12 protein-coding genes are annotated in these 18,515 nt (G+C 35.3%); 8 read left to right on the top strand and 4 right to left on the bottom strand.

All coding sequences use genetic code 11. The features are described from left to right. Positions 1-2 precede the first annotated feature (2 nt). The 5 genes from mfd to ACFINZ_RS04925 all read left to right on the top strand — a co-directional run bounded on the left by mfd (position 3) and on the right by ACFINZ_RS04925 (position 6,721). Positions 3-3,503, top strand: coding sequence for a transcription-repair coupling factor (mfd, locus tag ACFINZ_RS04945; protein WP_375701199.1), 3,501 nt, complete (start codon positions 3-5; stop codon positions 3,501-3,503). Positions 3,504-3,763: 260 nt separating this feature from the next. Next, complete coding sequence (locus ACFINZ_RS04940; protein ID WP_375701198.1) at positions 3,764-4,201, top strand: hypothetical protein; 438 nt, start codon at positions 3,764-3,766, stop codon at positions 4,199-4,201. Further along, positions 4,198-4,422 carry a hypothetical protein gene (locus ACFINZ_RS04935; RefSeq protein WP_375701197.1) on the top strand — a complete coding sequence of 75 codons (225 nt, stop codon included), beginning with the start codon at positions 4,198-4,200 and terminating at the stop codon, positions 4,420-4,422. Before ACFINZ_RS04940 ends, ACFINZ_RS04935 begins: the two co-directional genes overlap by 4 nt. Next, entirely contained in the window at positions 4,412-4,603 is a 192-nt protein-coding gene (locus ACFINZ_RS04930; RefSeq protein ID WP_375701196.1) for a hypothetical protein, read from the top strand. Before ACFINZ_RS04935 ends, ACFINZ_RS04930 begins: the two co-directional genes overlap by 11 nt. Before the next feature lie 1,506 nt (positions 4,604-6,109). Then, positions 6,110-6,721, top strand: coding sequence for an invasion associated locus B family protein (locus tag ACFINZ_RS04925; RefSeq protein ID WP_375634064.1), 612 nt, complete (start codon positions 6,110-6,112; stop codon positions 6,719-6,721). A gap of 88 nt (positions 6,722-6,809) precedes the next feature. On the opposite strand, the gene ACFINZ_RS04920 is transcribed toward ACFINZ_RS04925, so the two are convergent. Then, a complete protein-coding gene (locus ACFINZ_RS04920) occupies positions 6,810-9,440 on the bottom strand; it encodes a ribonuclease E/G (RefSeq protein ID WP_375636720.1) in 2,631 nt (876 codons plus the stop codon). Positions 9,441-10,026: 586 nt separating this feature from the next. Between ACFINZ_RS04920 and ACFINZ_RS04915 the strand changes: the two genes are divergently transcribed. From ACFINZ_RS04915 to prfB, 3 genes are all read left to right on the top strand, one after another. Next, entirely contained in the window at positions 10,027-11,256 is a 1,230-nt protein-coding gene (locus tag ACFINZ_RS04915; protein WP_375634067.1) for an N-acetylmuramoyl-L-alanine amidase, read from the top strand. Between the two features lie 168 nt (positions 11,257-11,424). Next, positions 11,425-13,890, top strand: coding sequence for a penicillin-binding protein 1A (locus ACFINZ_RS04910; RefSeq protein WP_375634069.1), 2,466 nt, complete (start codon positions 11,425-11,427; stop codon positions 13,888-13,890). A 170-nt stretch (positions 13,891-14,060) separates the two neighbouring features. Further along, positions 14,061-15,189, top strand: a protein-coding gene (prfB, locus tag ACFINZ_RS04905; protein ID WP_375634070.1) for a peptide chain release factor 2 whose coding sequence is annotated in 2 segments (ribosomal slippage) — positions 14,061-14,129 and positions 14,131-15,189 — 1,128 coding nt in all. Because the reading frame shifts where the segments join, the coding sequence is not laid out codon by codon here. Positions 15,190-15,527: 338 nt separating this feature from the next. Here the strand turns inward: prfB and ACFINZ_RS04900 are convergent. From ACFINZ_RS04900 to ACFINZ_RS04890, 3 genes are all read right to left on the bottom strand, one after another. Further along, the gene (locus ACFINZ_RS04900; RefSeq protein ID WP_375634072.1) at positions 15,528-16,013 is read right to left on the bottom strand and encodes a peroxiredoxin; all 486 of its coding nucleotides are present in this window, start codon (positions 16,011-16,013) and stop codon (positions 15,528-15,530) included. Positions 16,014-16,204: 191 nt separating this feature from the next. Beyond that, entirely contained in the window at positions 16,205-17,458 is a 1,254-nt protein-coding gene (gene tyrS, locus ACFINZ_RS04895) for a tyrosine--tRNA ligase (protein WP_375634667.1), read from the bottom strand. Between the two features lie 321 nt (positions 17,459-17,779). Next, positions 17,780-18,460, bottom strand: a complete 681-nt coding sequence (locus ACFINZ_RS04890; protein WP_375613441.1) for an alpha/beta hydrolase — start codon at positions 18,458-18,460, stop codon at positions 17,780-17,782. Positions 18,461-18,515 lie beyond the last annotated feature (55 nt).

The raw sequence follows: 18,515 nt of genomic DNA, 5'->3' as shown, positions 1-18,515 counted from the left end.
CGATGCCTATATTTAAAAAAATTGTTATTCCCAAAAATAATTCTGTTCGTATGATTTTAGATGGCGTTACTGATGGATTTGAAGCCTTTGCGCTTGCTAAATTAAGTTCAGAAATTGCACAAGGTAAACCGCTCATCTATGTTGTCCGTGACGGAACAAAAATTGCGTATTTACAACAAGTTTTAAATTTTATTGAACCCAATTTACCCGTACTTCAATTTCCTGCATGGGATTGTTTGCCTTATGATCGCGTATCACCAGGAATTGCTGTTATGGCACGTCGACTATCAACATTGGCACACATAGCAAATTTACGGAAAGATCCACATCCTGCAATTATATTAACTACAGCAAATGCAATTATGCAAAAGTTGCCTCCTCGTGAAATGATAGAAGCTCAGCTTATTCACGCACGTGTTGGCCAGCGTAATAACATGGGAAATCTTATTCAATTTCTAGAAACCAATGGTTTTGAACGTGTTACGGTTGTCCGTGATGTTGGTGAGTTTGCTGTAAGAGGAGGAATACTTGATATCTTTTCTCCGATGGATGTTGAACCTTTACGTCTTGATTTTTTTGGAGATACCCTAGAAAGTATCCGCGTATTTGATCCAGAAAGTCAAAGGACAACAGGCCAAAAAACTGAACTTTTATTACAGGCAATGAGTGAGGTTGTTCTTACACCAGAACGCATCAGCCATTTTAAAAGCAATTATACCCGTACATTTGGTGTATCACAAAAAAATAACATGCTTTATGAAGCAATTTCTCAAGGTCGGCGTTTTGTTGGTATGGAACATTGGCTTCCATTTTTTTATGAAAACCTTGATAGCTTGTTTGACCATTGTGGCAACTTAGCGATAGTTTTTGAACATCTCATAGAAGAAGTCTTCATTGAGCGCTATCATCTTATTGAAGACTATTATAATGCGCGCAAAGAGCGCGAAAATGATAAAGAAAATTCTACTTCTTATCATCCAATAGACCCTAGTCTTCTCTATTTAACGCCAGAGCGTGTTTTAGAATGTGTGCAACAATCTTCACAGCGTATTGATTTTTCGCCTTTTAATATTCCACAAAGTTTGGAACAAACTGTTATTCACGCACATGTTAAACAGGGATATGATTTTGTAAAAGAGCGTAATGCGCAGGAAAAAAACGTTTTTTCAAGTGTTATTGATCACATCGCATCTTTACGCGCTGCGGGCAAAAAAGTACTTTTAGCGTGTTGGAGTGAAGGATCTCTGAATCGTTTAGTACAAGTTCTCGACGAGCATGGATTGAAAAAAATAGATGTTGCAAAATCTTTGCAAACTGTCAAAGCAACACCTCGAGATCGCATATTAGCAGCTGTTATCATGATAGAACATGGTTTTGTGGCTGAAGATTTGGCTATTATAGCAGAGCAAGATATCCTTGGCGATCGTTTTATAAGATCGCCAAAGCGGCGTAAGAATAATACAAATTTTATTTCTGAAGTTTCTGCTTTAAATTCTGGTGATATTGTTGTGCATATCGACCACGGTATTGGCCAATTTGTTGGTCTTAAAACCATCACAACCACTGGAATTTTACGAGATTGCCTTGAAATTAAATATGCTGGAGGTGATCTCCTCTTTTTACCTGTTGAAAATATTGAGCTTCTCTCACGTTATGGCTCAGAAGGAACAGAGGTAACGTTAGATAAATTAGGAGGTGTTGCTTGGCAAGCACGTAAAGCTCGGCTTAAAAAACATTTATTGGAAATGGCAGGGCAATTAATCCGTATAGCTGCAGAGCGTATGACTCGTGCTGCGCCTGCTTTACTTCCACCAATTGGATCTTTTGATGAGTTCGTTGCTTGCTTTCCCTATGAAGAAACGGAAGATCAAATGAATGCAATTGATGCTGTTTTGGATGATCTAGCCTCAGGCAAGCCGATGGATCGCTTGATATGCGGTGATGTTGGTTTTGGAAAAACTGAAGTAGCCATTCGAAGTGCTTTTGTTGCAGCATTAAATGGATATCAGGTTGCGGTTGTTGTACCAACAACTTTGCTTTCACGTCAACATTACAAAACATTTATTTCGCGTTTTCAAGGATTACCGGTTAAAATTGGACATGCTTCAAGGCTTGTAAAAGCGAAAGAACTTGCACGAGTAAAAAAAGGTGTTTCAGATGGTACAATCGATATTGTCATTGGAACCCATGCATTATTAAGTGGTGCAGTTAATTTTTTACGATTAGGCCTTCTTATCATTGATGAGGAACAACATTTTGGTGTCAAACATAAAGAGCGTTTAAAAGAGCTTAAAAGTGATATTCATGTTCTCACACTTTCAGCAACTCCCATACCACGCACTTTAGGGTTAGCTTTATCGGGTGTACGTGAACTTTCATTGATAACAACACCCCCCATTGATAGAATGGCGGTTCGTACTTTTATTTCACCCTTTGATGCACTTGTTATACGAGAGACCCTGCTTCGAGAATATTATCGTGGTGGACAAAGTTTCTATGTTTGTCCTCGTATTTCTGATCTGGCTTTTGTAGAAGAATATCTCAAAACACATGTGCCAGAACTGAAATTCGTTGTGGCTCATGGACAAATGCCGGCTGGACAACTTGATGATATCATGAATGCATTTTATGATGGACAATATGATGTGCTGCTCTCAACAACCATTATTGAATCGGGGCTTGATATTCCAACAGCCAATACCCTAATTGTGCATCGTGCTGAGATGTTTGGCCTTTCTGCCCTTTATCAGTTACGTGGTAGGGTAGGGCGTTCAAAACAACGTGCTTATGCTCTCTTTACATTTCCTGCTGGTAAAGTCTTAACAGCTGCTGCCGATCGCCGTCTTAAAGTTTTACAATCTCTTGATACCTTAGGGGCCGGGTTTCAATTGGCAAGCCATGACATGGATATCCGCGGTTCAGGCAATTTTTTAGGTGAACAGCAATCGGGGCATATCAAAGAAGTTGGATTTGAACTCTATCAAAAAATGCTTGAAGAAGCTGTTGCTGAATTAAAAGATGGAGAGCTAAATGAAGATAATCAATGGTCTCCTCAAATTTCACTTGGTACAACAGTGATGATACCAGAAAGTTTCGTGCCTGACTTATCATTACGTATGGGACTTTATCGTCGTTTAACAGAACTTGATGATTTAGAACAAATTGATGAATTTGCAGCGGAGTTAATTGATCGCTTTGGTCCTTTACCCCTTGAGGTTCAACACCTTCTTAAAGTCTTTTATATCAAAACATTATGTCGAAAAGCGCATGTAGAGAAATTAGATACAGGACCAAAGGGGATTGTTATACAGTTTCGTAATAACTATTTCGCAAATAGTGTTGCTCTTGTTCAGTGGGTTGGAAAACAAGGTTCGATGGCAAAAATTCGTCCAGATCAAAGTATCGCTCTTATTCGTAATTGGTCCACAGCGGATGAAAGGCTTGTTGGAGCAGCGAATATTATGACACAGCTTGTCGAAATGGCAGAACAACATTCTGTTTAAAAAATATCTTTATTATTTCAGAACTATTACTTATTTTTATAAAATTATTCTATAAAAACAAAAAGTTATTGATTTTGTATAAGAATAAAATTTAAGTTTATAATAAAGAGCCATTATATATTTATTTGGTTTTTATTATATACGTATTGATATAATGAAGGAAATAGATTAGACGGTTTAACCGCATTAAATAGCACTTTCAATATAATAAGCTAATAAGCTCCTGTAAATTTTTTAGAAAGAATTTAGGTAAAGATAGCATGCTTTCTTCATTACAAAAGTGTCTAACTATCGTTTTTTTGTTACTCACTTTAATATATGGCGTAAAAAACGCTTATGCTGAGTTATCTTCTGATGAACAATACCAACATTTAAAAAACAAAAGAAAGAATATTAAAGAGAGCATACAATTTATTGAAGAAAGTATATCTCATTTGGATATTTGGGAAAAAAATATTTCTAAAGCAGAATACTATGAGCGTTTACAGGAACGGAATAAGTTATATAAAAAACTGAAAACTCTGAAGGATGAATATTATAATCTTGGTTTGAAATTACAGGATCTAGCTGAAAAAAAACAAAAAATTATCTCTAGAATACATATAGCGAGAGAGTATGAAGTAGGGGAGTATGAAGAAAAGTTGATTAAAGCAAAAGATTATTTAAAAAAACTCAAACGTTTAATGAATGGGGAATGAATGAGAAAAGTGGAGGTGATGATGAGATAATGAAAAATTATCTCATATTTATTATTGCTTGCAATACGTTAGCGGATATATTGCAAAGTGATATAGGTGCTATTTTGCGCAAAGATTTTGATTGGAAAGATAAAGATTTTAGTTGGGCTAAAGGCGCAAATAATTCAATAAGTCCTAGTTTAGTCAGGGATATTAAAGAATTACTAACAGATGGCTCTTAATAGTTATGAAAAACAAATATTTGACGATATAAAAAATAGTCTTACAGAAGATAATTGGTTTGTAAAAAGTGCACCTAAGCTTTGTAATACCATTAAAGAAGTACATAATATAATGCTTCCAAACAAGAAAAAGAATATTATAGATCGTATGCGTTCTCATGTTGAAGAATTATTCAATTAAAAAATTAATTATACAAATACAGAGAAATTAAGATAATATACTAAATAATAGTTTAAATATATTAGTAAAATATATTTTAATTTTTTGTTTTTATCATTATTTATAATAAAGTAATTTATACACATAAGATATTATCTATTATTCTTATCATATAAGCTTTAATATATATATTAAATAATAAACTCATATATCTTTTTTATGTTTTCTTTTTATGCATGATTTTTTGTGCTTGTAGTTTTTTATTTTTATCTGTTTAATTATTTTAATGACGATACATTTCATATCTTAAATCTTGTTTTATTAATACGATAAGAGAGATGTTTTATAGCTCTAAGTTGTGTTATATAGGAAAACAAAATGATATTTTTAATTCATTTTTTCTTAAAACTTAAATCATTAACGATTTATATCTTTGATGTTGTAAAAGATGAAAAGAATTTATCATTTTAGTAAATTATTTTATTTGAGAAATAACTTAAAATAAATTGATAAAAGCTATATTTTTTATTCATGTTATAAAGCTGAGAGATGATATTTGTACAGAAGTGCAATAATAGATGTATAATATATGAGCATAAATTTATTATGGCTTTAGGCACGTGAGATGATTCATAGGGGGAATCCCTTTGTTCAGTAGTTTTATCTATAAAACTAACTCTGCTTGTGATGTACAAGTGGATAAATTTTATTGATTCAATATAAGAGAGGTTTGCGCTATTAGGATCTTTCATACAATATAGAAATAGAAAAAAGATAAATTATTATTATAAATTAATATGTTATTATATTTTAAGAAAGTTTATTATAAATAAAATATTTTCAGCAGTTATAGATTTTCTCTCTAAGAAAATGTGTTGTTTAATTAAGAAAAAAGCACTTCTTTAGTAGCGTATTTTTAAACTAAACTGTTTAGTTAAACGCTATAGAATATAAAATTTTTATTACAAAAGCGTATCACCATTGTTTTGTAAACAAGGGCAGAAATTTTAGACAATCAATGGTTTTAATTCATCAAATTTTTCAATAATACCGTAGATGATTTTGTTTTTGTGTATCACACGAGGCACATAAGGAAAACTGTAAAACTTATCTGATATTTTGGAGCTTAATGCATTGCAACACCTGTTGCTAATGTTCTATAAGCTTAACATGAAGAGTAATAAATGTAAAAATTTTAATTAGTAAGTTTTTTAGAGTAGTATCAGAGTTTATTTTAATTAACATTGCAATATTGATTCGTTTGTGTAATCTTAGTTTAAATGCACAGAGGTGTTTTATGGATAGATTGCATCAAATACCAATGTGATGAAGAGGGGAAATGATATGAGTGTATAAAAATTAGAATGGCTCGTCGTATTTTTTCTCTAAATTTAACTTTTTTTTTATATTGAAGTAAAAATAGTAAAATTAATTGTTATTTCATTATAATTTAATAAATTAAGTTGGAATTATATTTAATATTTTTTTGAAGTTACTTAAGAGCGCGTTGAAAGGATTAACTTAATCATGTCGCATAAAAATGTTTATTCTGCTGTTTCAGTATTAGTTGGAGCTGCTGCCCTTTTTCTTATAGCTGGTATTTCTGCAAATGCGCAAACTTTATCACAAGGTTGGTACAAAGTTTGCAGTAAGCAGCATGATGTTGATATTTGTAATACAATGAATACTGTATTATCGAATACGGGACAACCTTTAACGGCTTTTAATCTTGTTGAAATAAAAGGGAAGCAAAATGAGAAACGTATAGGTATTCAAGTACCTACAGGTCGTTTTTTGCCAGAAGGTGTTCACATTAAAATTGGTGACGAGTTCTCTAAAAAAATTCCTTATATTATTTGTAATGGACCAAGTTGTATTGCTAATGATGTCTTAGATGATAAGCTTATAGCAGCTATGAAAAGTGGTACAAAAATGGTTGTAACCACAGTTAATTTCCGTGGTTCAGCTAATCCTATTGAGTTTTCTCTTAATGGGTTTACAGCAGCCTATACCGGTCCTGGTATGGAGGAAAAAGATTTTCAACAAGAACAAATAAAGCTGCAGCAAGCCATTCAATCAAAGCAAAAAGAAATTGAAGAGCGTATGCGGGATGAGCAAGAAAAAGCAAAACAAAAGTAATAAACCCACACCATAGAAGTTGGTCAAAACGTCTTCTATAATTGTTTATTTGAACCGCCACAATTTTCTGTGGCGGTTTTTTTAATCCTTAATTTTTCGAAAGAATTCTGCGTTTCCACCAACCAATACGTTCAGTTTTGGAAGAATCATTAGGCGTTGATGAAATAACAACGGGTTGATTAATTGTTTCTTCAATTTGGGAAGGAGAGGTTTCGATAACTTTCTCCATCTCTATTACAGTTTCTTGCTCTAATATTTTTTGTATTTGCGTTGTCTCTTTAGAAGATGATTTTTTACGTGTTCCACGTGTTGATTTTTTACTCTTTTCAAGAGCTTTATCTTCTACCTCATGAACAGCTTTGTCTGCTTTTTTTGTTTTAGTTTTATGCACCGAACTGGTTGTAGGTTTTTCTTCAAGAGATTTTTGTTCTGCAATATTTTGATCATTCTCTAAAAAAAGTTGATTTTCTACTACTTTTGAAGAACGTGTTTTACGTTTTTTAGGTTTAATACTTGTATCATTTTTTTCAGATTCACTCTGTTGTTGTATATCTAGAGCTTGTGTATTATTCTTTGTTTCTTCAAGTTCAAAAGATTTAGCAGGTGAAACACGACGTTTGCGATGCGCTGCTTTAATTTCTGCTAAAGCTTGCTTAGCAAAATCTCCCACTGGTTCTGCATAAGGAACGCGAATCTGATGAAAACTATTATCTTGATTGCGTCGACCACCACGACGTCCTCGACGACGTCCTCGACGATAAGAATCATCATTCAAGGTATCTTCTTTTTTATGAACGTTGGAGAGAGAATGATCAGTAATTTCACCGTGACGATTTTTGCGCCGACGCTTTTGGTTTGTTTCAATGGGAGAAGGATTTTCAATAGATTCACTTTTTATGAAAACAGAATCTTCAATTTCTTGCTTATTGTCATCTTCCAATGAAGATTGAAAAATTCTCTCTGCTATTGAGCCTTTAGAAATAACAAGATGTTGTGTTCCAATACTATCATCTGCTTCAATACTAATATTAAGTTTAAAGCGAGCTTCTAAATTAACAAGAATATTGCGTTTATGATTTAATACATAAAGCGCTGTTGCTACGGGGGTGCGCACGATAATATTATGTTGCGAATTATGAAGAAGATATTCTTCAATTGAGCGCATGACATGTAACGCAATTGATGATTCAGAACGTATATTTCCTGTTCCTGCGCAATGTGGGCAGGGCTGTGTCGTACTTTCTAAAACCGATATGCGAATACGTTGACGACTCATTTCTAAAAGGCCGAAGTGTGAAATATGACCTACTTGAATACGAGCACGATCATTTTTTAAACAATCTTTTAATTTTTTTTCGACCAGCTTCACATTGCGTTCTTCAAGCATATCAATAAAATCAATCACAATTAAACCAGCAAGGTCACGCAAGCGTAATTGACGCGCTACTTCTTCAGCAGCTTCAAGGTTAGTTTGTAAGGCTGTCTTTTCGACAGAGAATTCTTTCGTAGAGCGGCCAGAATTTACGTCAATAGCAACAAGTGCTTCTGTTTGATTAATAACAAGATAACCACCAGATTTTAAAGAAACCTGTGGTTGCAACATTTTATCAAGTTGAATTTCAATATTATTTCTTGCGAAAATGGGCGTAGGATCACGGTAAGGTTGCACAACTTTTGCATGACTTGGCATGAGCATACGCATAAAGTCTTTCGCTTCACGATATCCTTGGTCTCCAGAGACAAGAATTTCACTAATGTTCTTATTGTAAAGATCTCGTATAGAACGCTTGATGAGATTGCTTTCTTCATGGACAAGGCATGGCGCCGTTGACTCGAGTGTCAAAGTGCGAATAGTATCCCATAACCGCATAAGATATTCATAATCACGTTTAATTTCAGCTTTTGTTCTATTGGCACCAGCGGTTCGTAAGATAACGCCCATACCTTTTGGAACGGCTAATTCTTTTACGATTTCTTTAAGACGCTTACGGTCTTGTACGTTCGTAATTTTTCGTGAAATACCACCACCACGTGCTGTGTTGGGCATTAGAACAGAGTAACGACCAGCTAGAGATAGATATGTTGTAAGGGCAGCACCTTTATTACCACGCTCTTCTTTGATAACTTGTACCAACAAAATTTGACGTCGTTTAATGACTTCTTGAATTTTATACTGGCGCCCTTGTTTTCTTTGATAAATCGGGAGCTCTTCACGGATGTCCTCAGCACCGACCATTTCAATCTCATCATAAGAGATATTGGCATTTAATGATTCTTCTGTATTATCAATTATTATCGCTTCAGATGTGATATCATTTTCAATATCGGCTGCTATAACATTGTTTTTTTCACTTTTTTTTGTTCTTCTGGAGCGTTTTTTATTTTTAGTTGCTTCTTCCGTAAAGGTATCTACAGAATTTTCTCCTACAGCTTCTTTTTCTTCTTCTTCAAGAAGAGCAAGGCGATCAGCAATAGGAATTTGATAATAATCAGGATGAATTTCAGAAAATGTTAAAAAACCATGCCGGTTTCCACCATATTCAACAAAAGCCGCTTGGAGAGACGGTTCTACACGCGTAATACGTGCGAGATAAATATTCCCCTTGAGCTGTTTTCTATGTTCTGATTCAAAATCAAGTTCTTCAATTTTGTTGCCGTGAACAACAACAACACGTGTTTCCTCCGGATGGGAGGCATCTATAAGCATTTTGTTTGACATAAGTTAATATCCTGAAGGCGACATGCACAATTTTATTCAAACGAATGCTATAACTATTCGTAAATATAAAAGGCTGTCTGCCATAAAAGGGAGGTACCAGAAAAACAGGACGGAACACCACGTGCAAAGGCATGACTGCATTTACACCATTTCTCATCATTATTTCCATCTGTTTTTTATGACTCATATTTCTTAAAAGTCTCCGGTAAAATAATCTTTAAAACAGTTCGGATATCCGAACCAACGAATCTTAAGTAATGCAATCCTAATGTTACAACATAGAAATTTTTCATCCATAAAAAAGTCTCAACGCATAATAGACAAAAAACTTCTAAAGACAACTTAATATGAGTTACAGATAATTTAGATGACTATTATCAGCTAGGAAGCATAAATATTCTTTTATGTTGATATCATGCGTTTGGCAAGTAACAATGTAAATCATGTATAATTATAATATCTTTATGACCTTAATTTCGTTTTGAGGTGTTTATTTAGCTTTTATTGAAAAATAGATAATAAATTGGTGTATCGTTTTATGTAACCAAGATAAATTATTACAAAGGTAATGTAGAGTATTTTGCTTATGATAAGAGTTTTTTTTACCAAAAAGCTGAAAACAGCTTATGGGGATGTTATTGTGTTCGTCACATACTTTTTATTATCTTTTTTGCTACTCCAAACCAGTCTTCAAGCCGCAGATCCTCTGAGACTTATTAATTTTCGAACCATTGGTGATAGTGTTCATACGCGTATTATTGCGGTTTTTAATTCAAAACCAAATGTTCGTTTACAGATTTTGGACAGGCCAGCACGTTTGGTTATCAATTTACCTACAATTGACTTTTCGATGCAAAATACGCCTTTAAAGAAAAGGAATACATTATCCGTTATGCTTTCAGATGTGCGTTATGCTTTCTCTGACATACAGACTTCACGCATTGTTTTGACAAGTAAAACGGCTTTTGTAGTTGAAAAAAATGTCGTAAAAAATTTAAATAATGGTTTATGGCAGTTGCTGATTGATATTCGTAAAAGTACACAAGAAAAATTTGATGAGATATTAAAAAAACAGCAAAGGATCAATTTTGATACAAAAACACAGTTAATGCCAGCATATAATTTCCGTGTTGTTCTTGATCCTGGTCATGGTGGTATTGATGGTGGTGCGCGGGGGGTTACTGGAATTTTAGAAAAAGATGTGACTTTAGACTTTGCGCGTGCATTGCGAGACGAATTACAAAAGGATTCTCATATTACCGTTGCTTTAACACGAGATTCCAATATTTTTTTAAGACTAAGTGAAAGAGTTAAAAAAGCGCAAGAGTTTGATGCTGATCTTTTTATATCTATTCACGCGGATACGATTGATCTACATTCTCTTCGCGGTGCCACAGTGTATACCATATCAGACAAAGCCTCTGATGCCATTGCAAAATCTTTAGCTGAAAATGAAAATAAAGTTGATTTGCTTGATGGTTTGCCTGCAGATGAAACGCTCGAAGTTACAGATATTTTGATGGATCTTACACGACGTGAGACACATACATTTTCGGTTAATTTTGCAAATAGTGTTATTTCAAGTTTATCAAAGAATCATATTAACTTGATTAATAACCCACATCGTTATGCTAATTTTCAAGTTTTAAGAGCTTCAGATATACCCTCAGTCTTGATAGAGATAGGTTATTTATCCAATAAAGAGGATGAAAAGTTATTAAATGATCCTCATTGGAGAAAACAAATGGCAGCCTCTATTGCTCATTCTATTCGTCAATTTGCTGATTATAGGCAGAAAATGATACAGCCTCTTTAAATTTGTGAGAAAATAGAGTATCTATATGGGCTTCTAGTGTACCCTAGTATAAATAAAAGATAGAAAACGATTTCTCTTGATCTCAATCTTGTGGTGATATCCACTTGGTGTGTTTGAAGTAACGTATTTTTTCTTTAATTAATTCTTAAGAAAGCGATAGCCGTTTTTATGATGATTTTTTTAAGATATCTTCTTCGTTTTTTTATTGCTATTGGACTTTGTGGTGCAATAACGTGGGGTGTTATGACCAGTGGTCAAGCAAATGCACTCCCTGATTATGAAGTTCTTTCACTTTATGAGCCGCCGGTAATGACCCGCGTCCATGCTTCTGATGGCCGTCTTATGGCAGAGTTTGCAACAAAACATCGCCTCTATTTACCGATTCAATCAATACCAAAGCTTGTTATAAATGCTTTTATTTCGGCTGAAGACAAAAACTTTTATCATCATTTTGGTTTAGATCCTGAAGGACTTTCTCGAGCTTTGATCAATAATATTCGTAATATTGCTTCTGGAAGACGTCCAGAGGGTGCATCAACTATAACGCAACAAGTCGCTAAAAACTTCCTTTTAAGTTCAGAAACAACGTTAGAACGTAAATTTAAGGAAGCTATTTTAGCAATGCGTATTGAGAAAACTTATTCAAAAGATCATATTCTCGAACTTTATCTCAATGAAATTTATCTGGGGCGTGGCACTTATGGTATAGCAGCTGCTTCTTTGACCTATTTCAATAAATCCGTCAATGATCTGACGCTAGAACAATGTGCTTATTTGGCTGCTCTTCCAAAAGGACCAGCAAATTATGATCCATTTAAGAATACACAACGTGCTATTGATCGGCGTAATTGGGTTATAGACCGGATGATTGCAAATGGATATGTAACGCGTGAACAAGGTGAAAAAGCGAAAGCTAAACCTTTAGGAGCGACAATCCGTGGGAGTGATAGCTATGTTTTTGCGGCTGATTATTTTACTGAAGAAGTGCGGCGTCGTTTAATACATCGCTATGGGGCTAAAACACTTTATGAAGGTGGGCTTTCCATTCGTACAACGCTTGATCCGCATTTACAACTTATTGCGCGACGTGCTTTACACGATGGATTAATTAGATTTGATCATGCGCAAGGATGGCGTGGAGCTTATGCGCATATTGATGAGAAAGGGGATTGGGGGACAGAACTTGCAGATATCACAGGGCTAAGTGATGTTCCTGAATGGCGTTTAGCTGTTGTTCTTTCTACTAATCCCAACAAAGTAGAGATTGGTTTACAGCCACAGCGCGAAGCTTCAGGTATATTATCAAAAAAACGGGAAATTGCTGTTTTATCTGAAGCTGATTCAAAATGGGCACTCCATGTTGTAAAAGAAAATGGTTATCGAAAAACTGTTCAGAGCTTATCTCATGTTCTGCAAGTTGGGGATGTCATTTTTGTTGAAAAACTATCCAATACAAATAACACTTATCGTTTACAACAAATTCCAAAGGTTGAAGGTGCAATTGTTGCTATGGAACCTCATACAGGGCGCGTTCTTGCTATGGTGGGAGGATTTTCTTTTGCCGCATCTGAATTCAATCGTGCAACCCAAGCTTATCGCCAACCGGGATCTGCTTTTAAGCCTTTTGTTTATGCAGCAGCTCTTGATAACGGATATACACCAGCATCCGTTGTTTTAGATGGTCCCATTGAAGTTCGTCAATATAATGGTGAAGTTTGGCAACCCAAAAATTATGGAGGTACCTTTGCAGGACCTTCAACGTTGCGTTATGGTATTGAGCGTTCTCGTAATCTTATGACAATACGGCTTGCCAATGATATGGGAATGCCTCTTGTCGCTGAATATGCAGAACGCTTTGGGATCGTAGATAAATTGCAGCCTTATCTTCCCATGGCTTTAGGGGCTGGTGAAACAACAGTATTACGAATGGTTACAGCTTATTCAGTTATTGCCAATGGGGGACGCTCTATTAAGCCTTCTCTGATAGACAGAATTCAAGATCGTTATGGAAAGACAATTTATCGTCATGATGATCGTATTTGTGAAAATTGTAATACGAATTCATGGAATAATCAACGTGAACCCACATTGATTGATGAGCGAGATCAAGTTCTTGACCCTATGACAGCTTATCAGATTACCTCCATGATGGAAGGGGTTGTTCAGCGTGGTACTGCAGCACGTTTACGTTATCTTAATCGACATATTGCCGCTAAGACAGGAACAACCAATGACTCTAAGGATGTCTGGTTTATGGGATTTACTCCTGACATTGTCGTTGGTATTTTTGTCGGTTATGATCAACCAGCTCCGTTAGGATATAATGGAACAGGAAGTTCATTAGCTGCACCTATTTTTGGTGAGTTTATGGCAGATGCTCTTAAAGGAAAGCCAGATGTTCCCTTTAAGATGCCAAAGGGTATGATTTTAATGCCAATTAATCGGAAAACAGGAATGCTTGCGGAAAGAGGAGATCAAGATGTCATTATAGAAGCATTTAAACCAGGGACTGGTCCTGCTGATATATATCAAGTTATTGGGAGTACAAATTCTTTTCAAGAAGGTGTTCCTGCAGTAACGACTTCTCCACAAGTCAATAAAGCCCTTGAAAGTGGGACAGGTGGGCTGTATTAATCAACAAAATCTCCTTTCACCATGAGTCATGGTTTTTATCTCTTTTTTACAATGTCAGTTCTGTAAATAGAGTGATAGAATTGTACCATTTTCTGATAGCAGCTATTAAATTTGTATAAAATGCTAAGAGACACAACCAAAAAGAGTTTTTTAAAATACGGTGTTAAATTATGCGAGCAGAAATAGAAACATTAGTTGATGAAATCCAGAAAGCAATACAATTGCTAAGGGGGCATCTTTGACTGGGATCAATCACTAAAGCGTCTTGAATATCTTAATCAAAAAGCGGAAGATCCATCATTATGGGATGATGCACAACGAGCACAGGATATGATGCGTGAGCGTCAACGTCTCGATGATTCAATCAATGGTCTTTTATCATTTACAAAAACACTTGAAGAATGCATTGAGCTTATTGCGATGGGCGAAGAAGAAAGTGATATTGAAATTATCGCTGATGCAGAAAGATCAATACGTAATCTTAAAAATGAGATAGATAAAAGGCAAATTGACGTACTTCTTTCAGGAGAGGCAGATCCGAATGATACCTATTTAGAAGTTCATGCTGGAGCAGGGGGAACAGAAAGCCAAGATTGGGCTTCTATGCTCTTACGTATGTATATGCGATGGGCTGAACAGCATGAAATGAAGGTTGAAATTTTAGAAATTCATGATGGAGAAGAAGCAGGAATAAAGTCAGCGACTATTCTTGTAAAAGGGCATAATGCTTATGGAATGTTAAAAACAGAATCAGGCGTTCATCGCTTAGTGCGGATTTCTCCATTTGATTCGAATGCAAAGCGCCATACTTCTTTTGCGAGCATTTGGGTTTATCCAGTTATTGATGACAATATTGAAGTTGATGTTTCAGAGGCAGATGTGCGTATTGATACATATCGTGCATCTGGAGCAGGAGGACAACATGTTAACACGACAGATTCTGCTGTTCGCATCACACATATAAAAACGGGTATTGTTGTTCAATGTCAAACAGAACGTTCTCAACATAAAAATCGCGCTACGGCTTGGTCGATGTTGCGTGCACGGCTTTATGAAGAAGAGCTTAAAAAAAGAGAAGAAGAAACCAATGCTGCTGAATCTTCTAAAACAGAAATCGGATGGGGACATCAAATTAGATCTTATGTTCTTCAACCCTATCAGCTTGTCAAAGATTTGCGTACAGGAATTGAAAATACGGATCCACAATCCGTACTTAATGGTAATTTAGATGCATTTATAGAGGCAGCACTCGCACGGCGCATTTATGGACAAGACAAAAAAATTGAGGATATTCGTTAATTATATATCCTTCCTTCAAGCCATATAGATTTTTTCTTAAGCTGTTCGTTTTATTGATGCTGTGATGTTATATAGCCTTTGATACTTTAAAGGTTTAAAGGAGGATTTTCTTGTTTCTTTCTTCAATTTTTTCTCACACGCTAATTCTGCTTATGATATTGCAAGTGATAGGAAGAAGCTGAAATAAGAAAATTTTGCGATATTCAGGGGACTAATATAAATGTAAAACAATTCATTATCCTTATAAATCAATATATTGTAAAAATTGAATCCATTGAAAAACTAAAATCAATTAGGGGGAATAACTTTTGCTTTTTAAGGTAAATCAAACACTCAATTTACAAGTTACCATTATGATATAAAAGTGTTGCAGTAGCTAAAACATTTTCAGCATGCCCAGATACGCTTACTTTGCGCCATTCTTCTACTATTATTCCATTTACATCAATTAAAAAAGTGCTCCGTTCAACTCCCATATATTTGCGTCCATACATGCTTTTCTCAACCCAAACACCATAAGCTTCGAGGGTCGTTTTTTCTTCATCAGAAACCAAGATGACATCAAGTTCATGTTTTATTTTAAATTTATCATGTTTTTTTACATTATCTGGAGAGATTCCAATAACAGCAACACCGATTTCATCAAATTTCATCTTTAATTTTGTGAAATCAAGTGCTTCACTTGTGCAACCACTGGTGTCATCTTTTGGATAAAAATATAAAACAACAGGCTTTCCTTTAAAGTCAGAAAGACACACTGTCTCTCCTCCATCGCGCAGCAAAGTAAAATCAGGAGCAAGAGCACCTTTCATTGGTCTTGTCATTGTTTTCATCTTTCTTTTTTGTGTAACAGGTATAAGATATCAGAGTACACAGAAGAAAAGAACTATTCAACTCTCTAGAAATATTATTGTTTTGAAGAGACCTTTATTTTCCTAACAAAACTCGCCCTATCACAACGATTGAATTGAAAGAACAAGCTCGACGTGAACAACATAAACAAAACAGCAAAAGATTATACTGGTTTCATCACAACATGTTTTTTCTTACCAAAAGAAAGTTTAATGGTTCCTTCTGCACTGACATCCCCTTCAATAATAAGATGTGTTTCATCCTCAATAATTTGATCATTTACACGGACACCTCCACCTTGAACGTATCGGCGTGCCTCACTATTAGATCTAGCGAGTTCTGCTTGTACTAAAAGAGTGAGCAATCCAACACCTTTTTTTAATTCTGAGGCATTAATTTCAACAGTTGGAAGATTTTCTCCCAGAGTTTTTTCTTCAAACGTCTTGCGAGCCGTTTCTGCTGCTGCATCAGCAAGAACACGTCCATGCAACATTGCTGTAATTTCTGTTGCAAGAATTTTTTTTGCTTCGTTAATTTCAGTTCCTTGTAATAGAGAAAGTTTAAGAATCTCATCCATCGGCAATGGAGTATAGAGCTTTAGAAATCGTGTTACATCAGCATCTTCTGTATTGCGCCAGTATTGCCAAAATTGATAAGGTGAAAGCTTATCCGCATTCAGCCATACAGCCCCATTCAATGATTTACCCATTTTGGCACCGGAAGAGGTTGTCAGCAATGGTGATGTTAACGCATATAATTGCGGTGTTCCTAAACGATGTCCTAATTCGATTCCGTTAATAATGTTGCCCCACTGATCAGAGCCCCCCATTTGCATACGCAACCCATAACGTTTATAAAGTTCAACAAAGTCATAAGCTTGCAGAATCATATAATTAAACTCTAAGAATGACAAAGAGTGCTCACGCTCAAGTCTGAGTCTGACAGAATCAAATGACAACATACGGTTGACAGAAAAATGCTTTCCTACATCACGCAAAAATTCTAAGTAGTTTAAATTGCATAACCATTCAGCATTATTCACAATACAAGCATCGGTTTCTCGGTCACCGAATGTCAAATAGTTAGCAAATACCTTTTTAATACCATCAATATTTGCAGCAATATCATCTTGTGTCAGAAGGCGTCGCGCTTCGTCTTTGAAGGAAGGATCACCAATCAATCCGGTCCCTCCGCCCATTAAAGCAATGGGGCGATGACCCGTTTTTTGTAACCAATAAAGCATCATAATCTGAAGAAGACTTCCAGCATGTAAACTCGATGCTGTTGGGTCAAATCCAGTATAAGCGCTTACAGTTTCTTTTGAAAAAAGATCATCTAAGCCTTTTTCATCTGAAATTTGGTGGATAAAACCACGTTCGCTCATAATGTGTAAAAAATCAGATTTAAAGGCAAACACAGATTTAATTTCCTAATTATAAGAGTGCATTATTTTATATAATAGGCGATTATATAATGAATTATTAATGCGTTATCTATCATAACTGACACACACCTCACAAGAGAAAGAGACATATTGGTAATATAAGATAATAATACAGGTATTATTTCCTTTTTACGCTAAAAAAGAGACTTTTCAGTGATAGAAAACAGGTATGCTGTTATTCTCATTTCTATCCTGAAATAAAATTTAGAAAAATTTTAAATGCAAACTGAAAAAATTACTTTGTTATGATCAGAAACGGCTTTTGCTAATTTTTTATAAATCTATCGTATTTTCCTAAGTTAGTGAAAGTATTTCAGGAGGAGGAGCGAGAAGTTCATTGGAGATATGGTTATCCAAATAGTGGGCACATCGTTCAATAAGTTTTTCATGACATCCACTGAAAAAGTGATTAGCCTCTTCCAATATTTCTTGTGTAATGATGATACCTTTTTGTGTTTTTAATTTATCGACAAGTATTTGAACATCTTTTGGAGGGGCAACTTTATCGATACCGCCATGAATGATAAGTCCAGAAGAGGGACAAGGTGCAAGAAATGAAAAGTCATAAACATTAGGCTGAGGGGCAACTGAGATAAATCCCTCAATTTCCGGTCGGCGCATTAAAAGCTGCATACCAATCCATGCTCCAAATGAGTATCCTGCTACCCAACAATTTTTAGAGTCTGGATGTTGTGTTTGCACCCAATCGAGAGCAGCAGCAGCATCTGAAAGTTCTCCTATTCCATAATCAAATTCACCCTGACTACGACCAATACCACGAAAGTTAAAACGTAAAGTTGTAAAGCCACGTTGTTGGAACATATAAAAGAGGTCATAGACAATTTTATGATTCATAGTTCCACCAAATTGGGGATGAGGATGCAAAATGATCGCAATGGGTGCATTTTTTTGTTGTGAAGGTTGATAACGCCCTTCGAGCCGACCCGCGGGACCGTTAAAAATAATTTCTGGCATAAAATGCTCCTTAATGCAATAAAAGGCTCTCTTTGACCCTGGTCGACTTTTACCA

The sequence above is a fragment of the Bartonella sp. AA81SXKL genome (assembly GCF_042196945.1).
Taxonomy (GTDB): Bacteria; Pseudomonadota; Alphaproteobacteria; order Rhizobiales; family Rhizobiaceae; genus Bartonella.
This window is presented reverse-complemented; position numbering and strand designations above follow the sequence as displayed.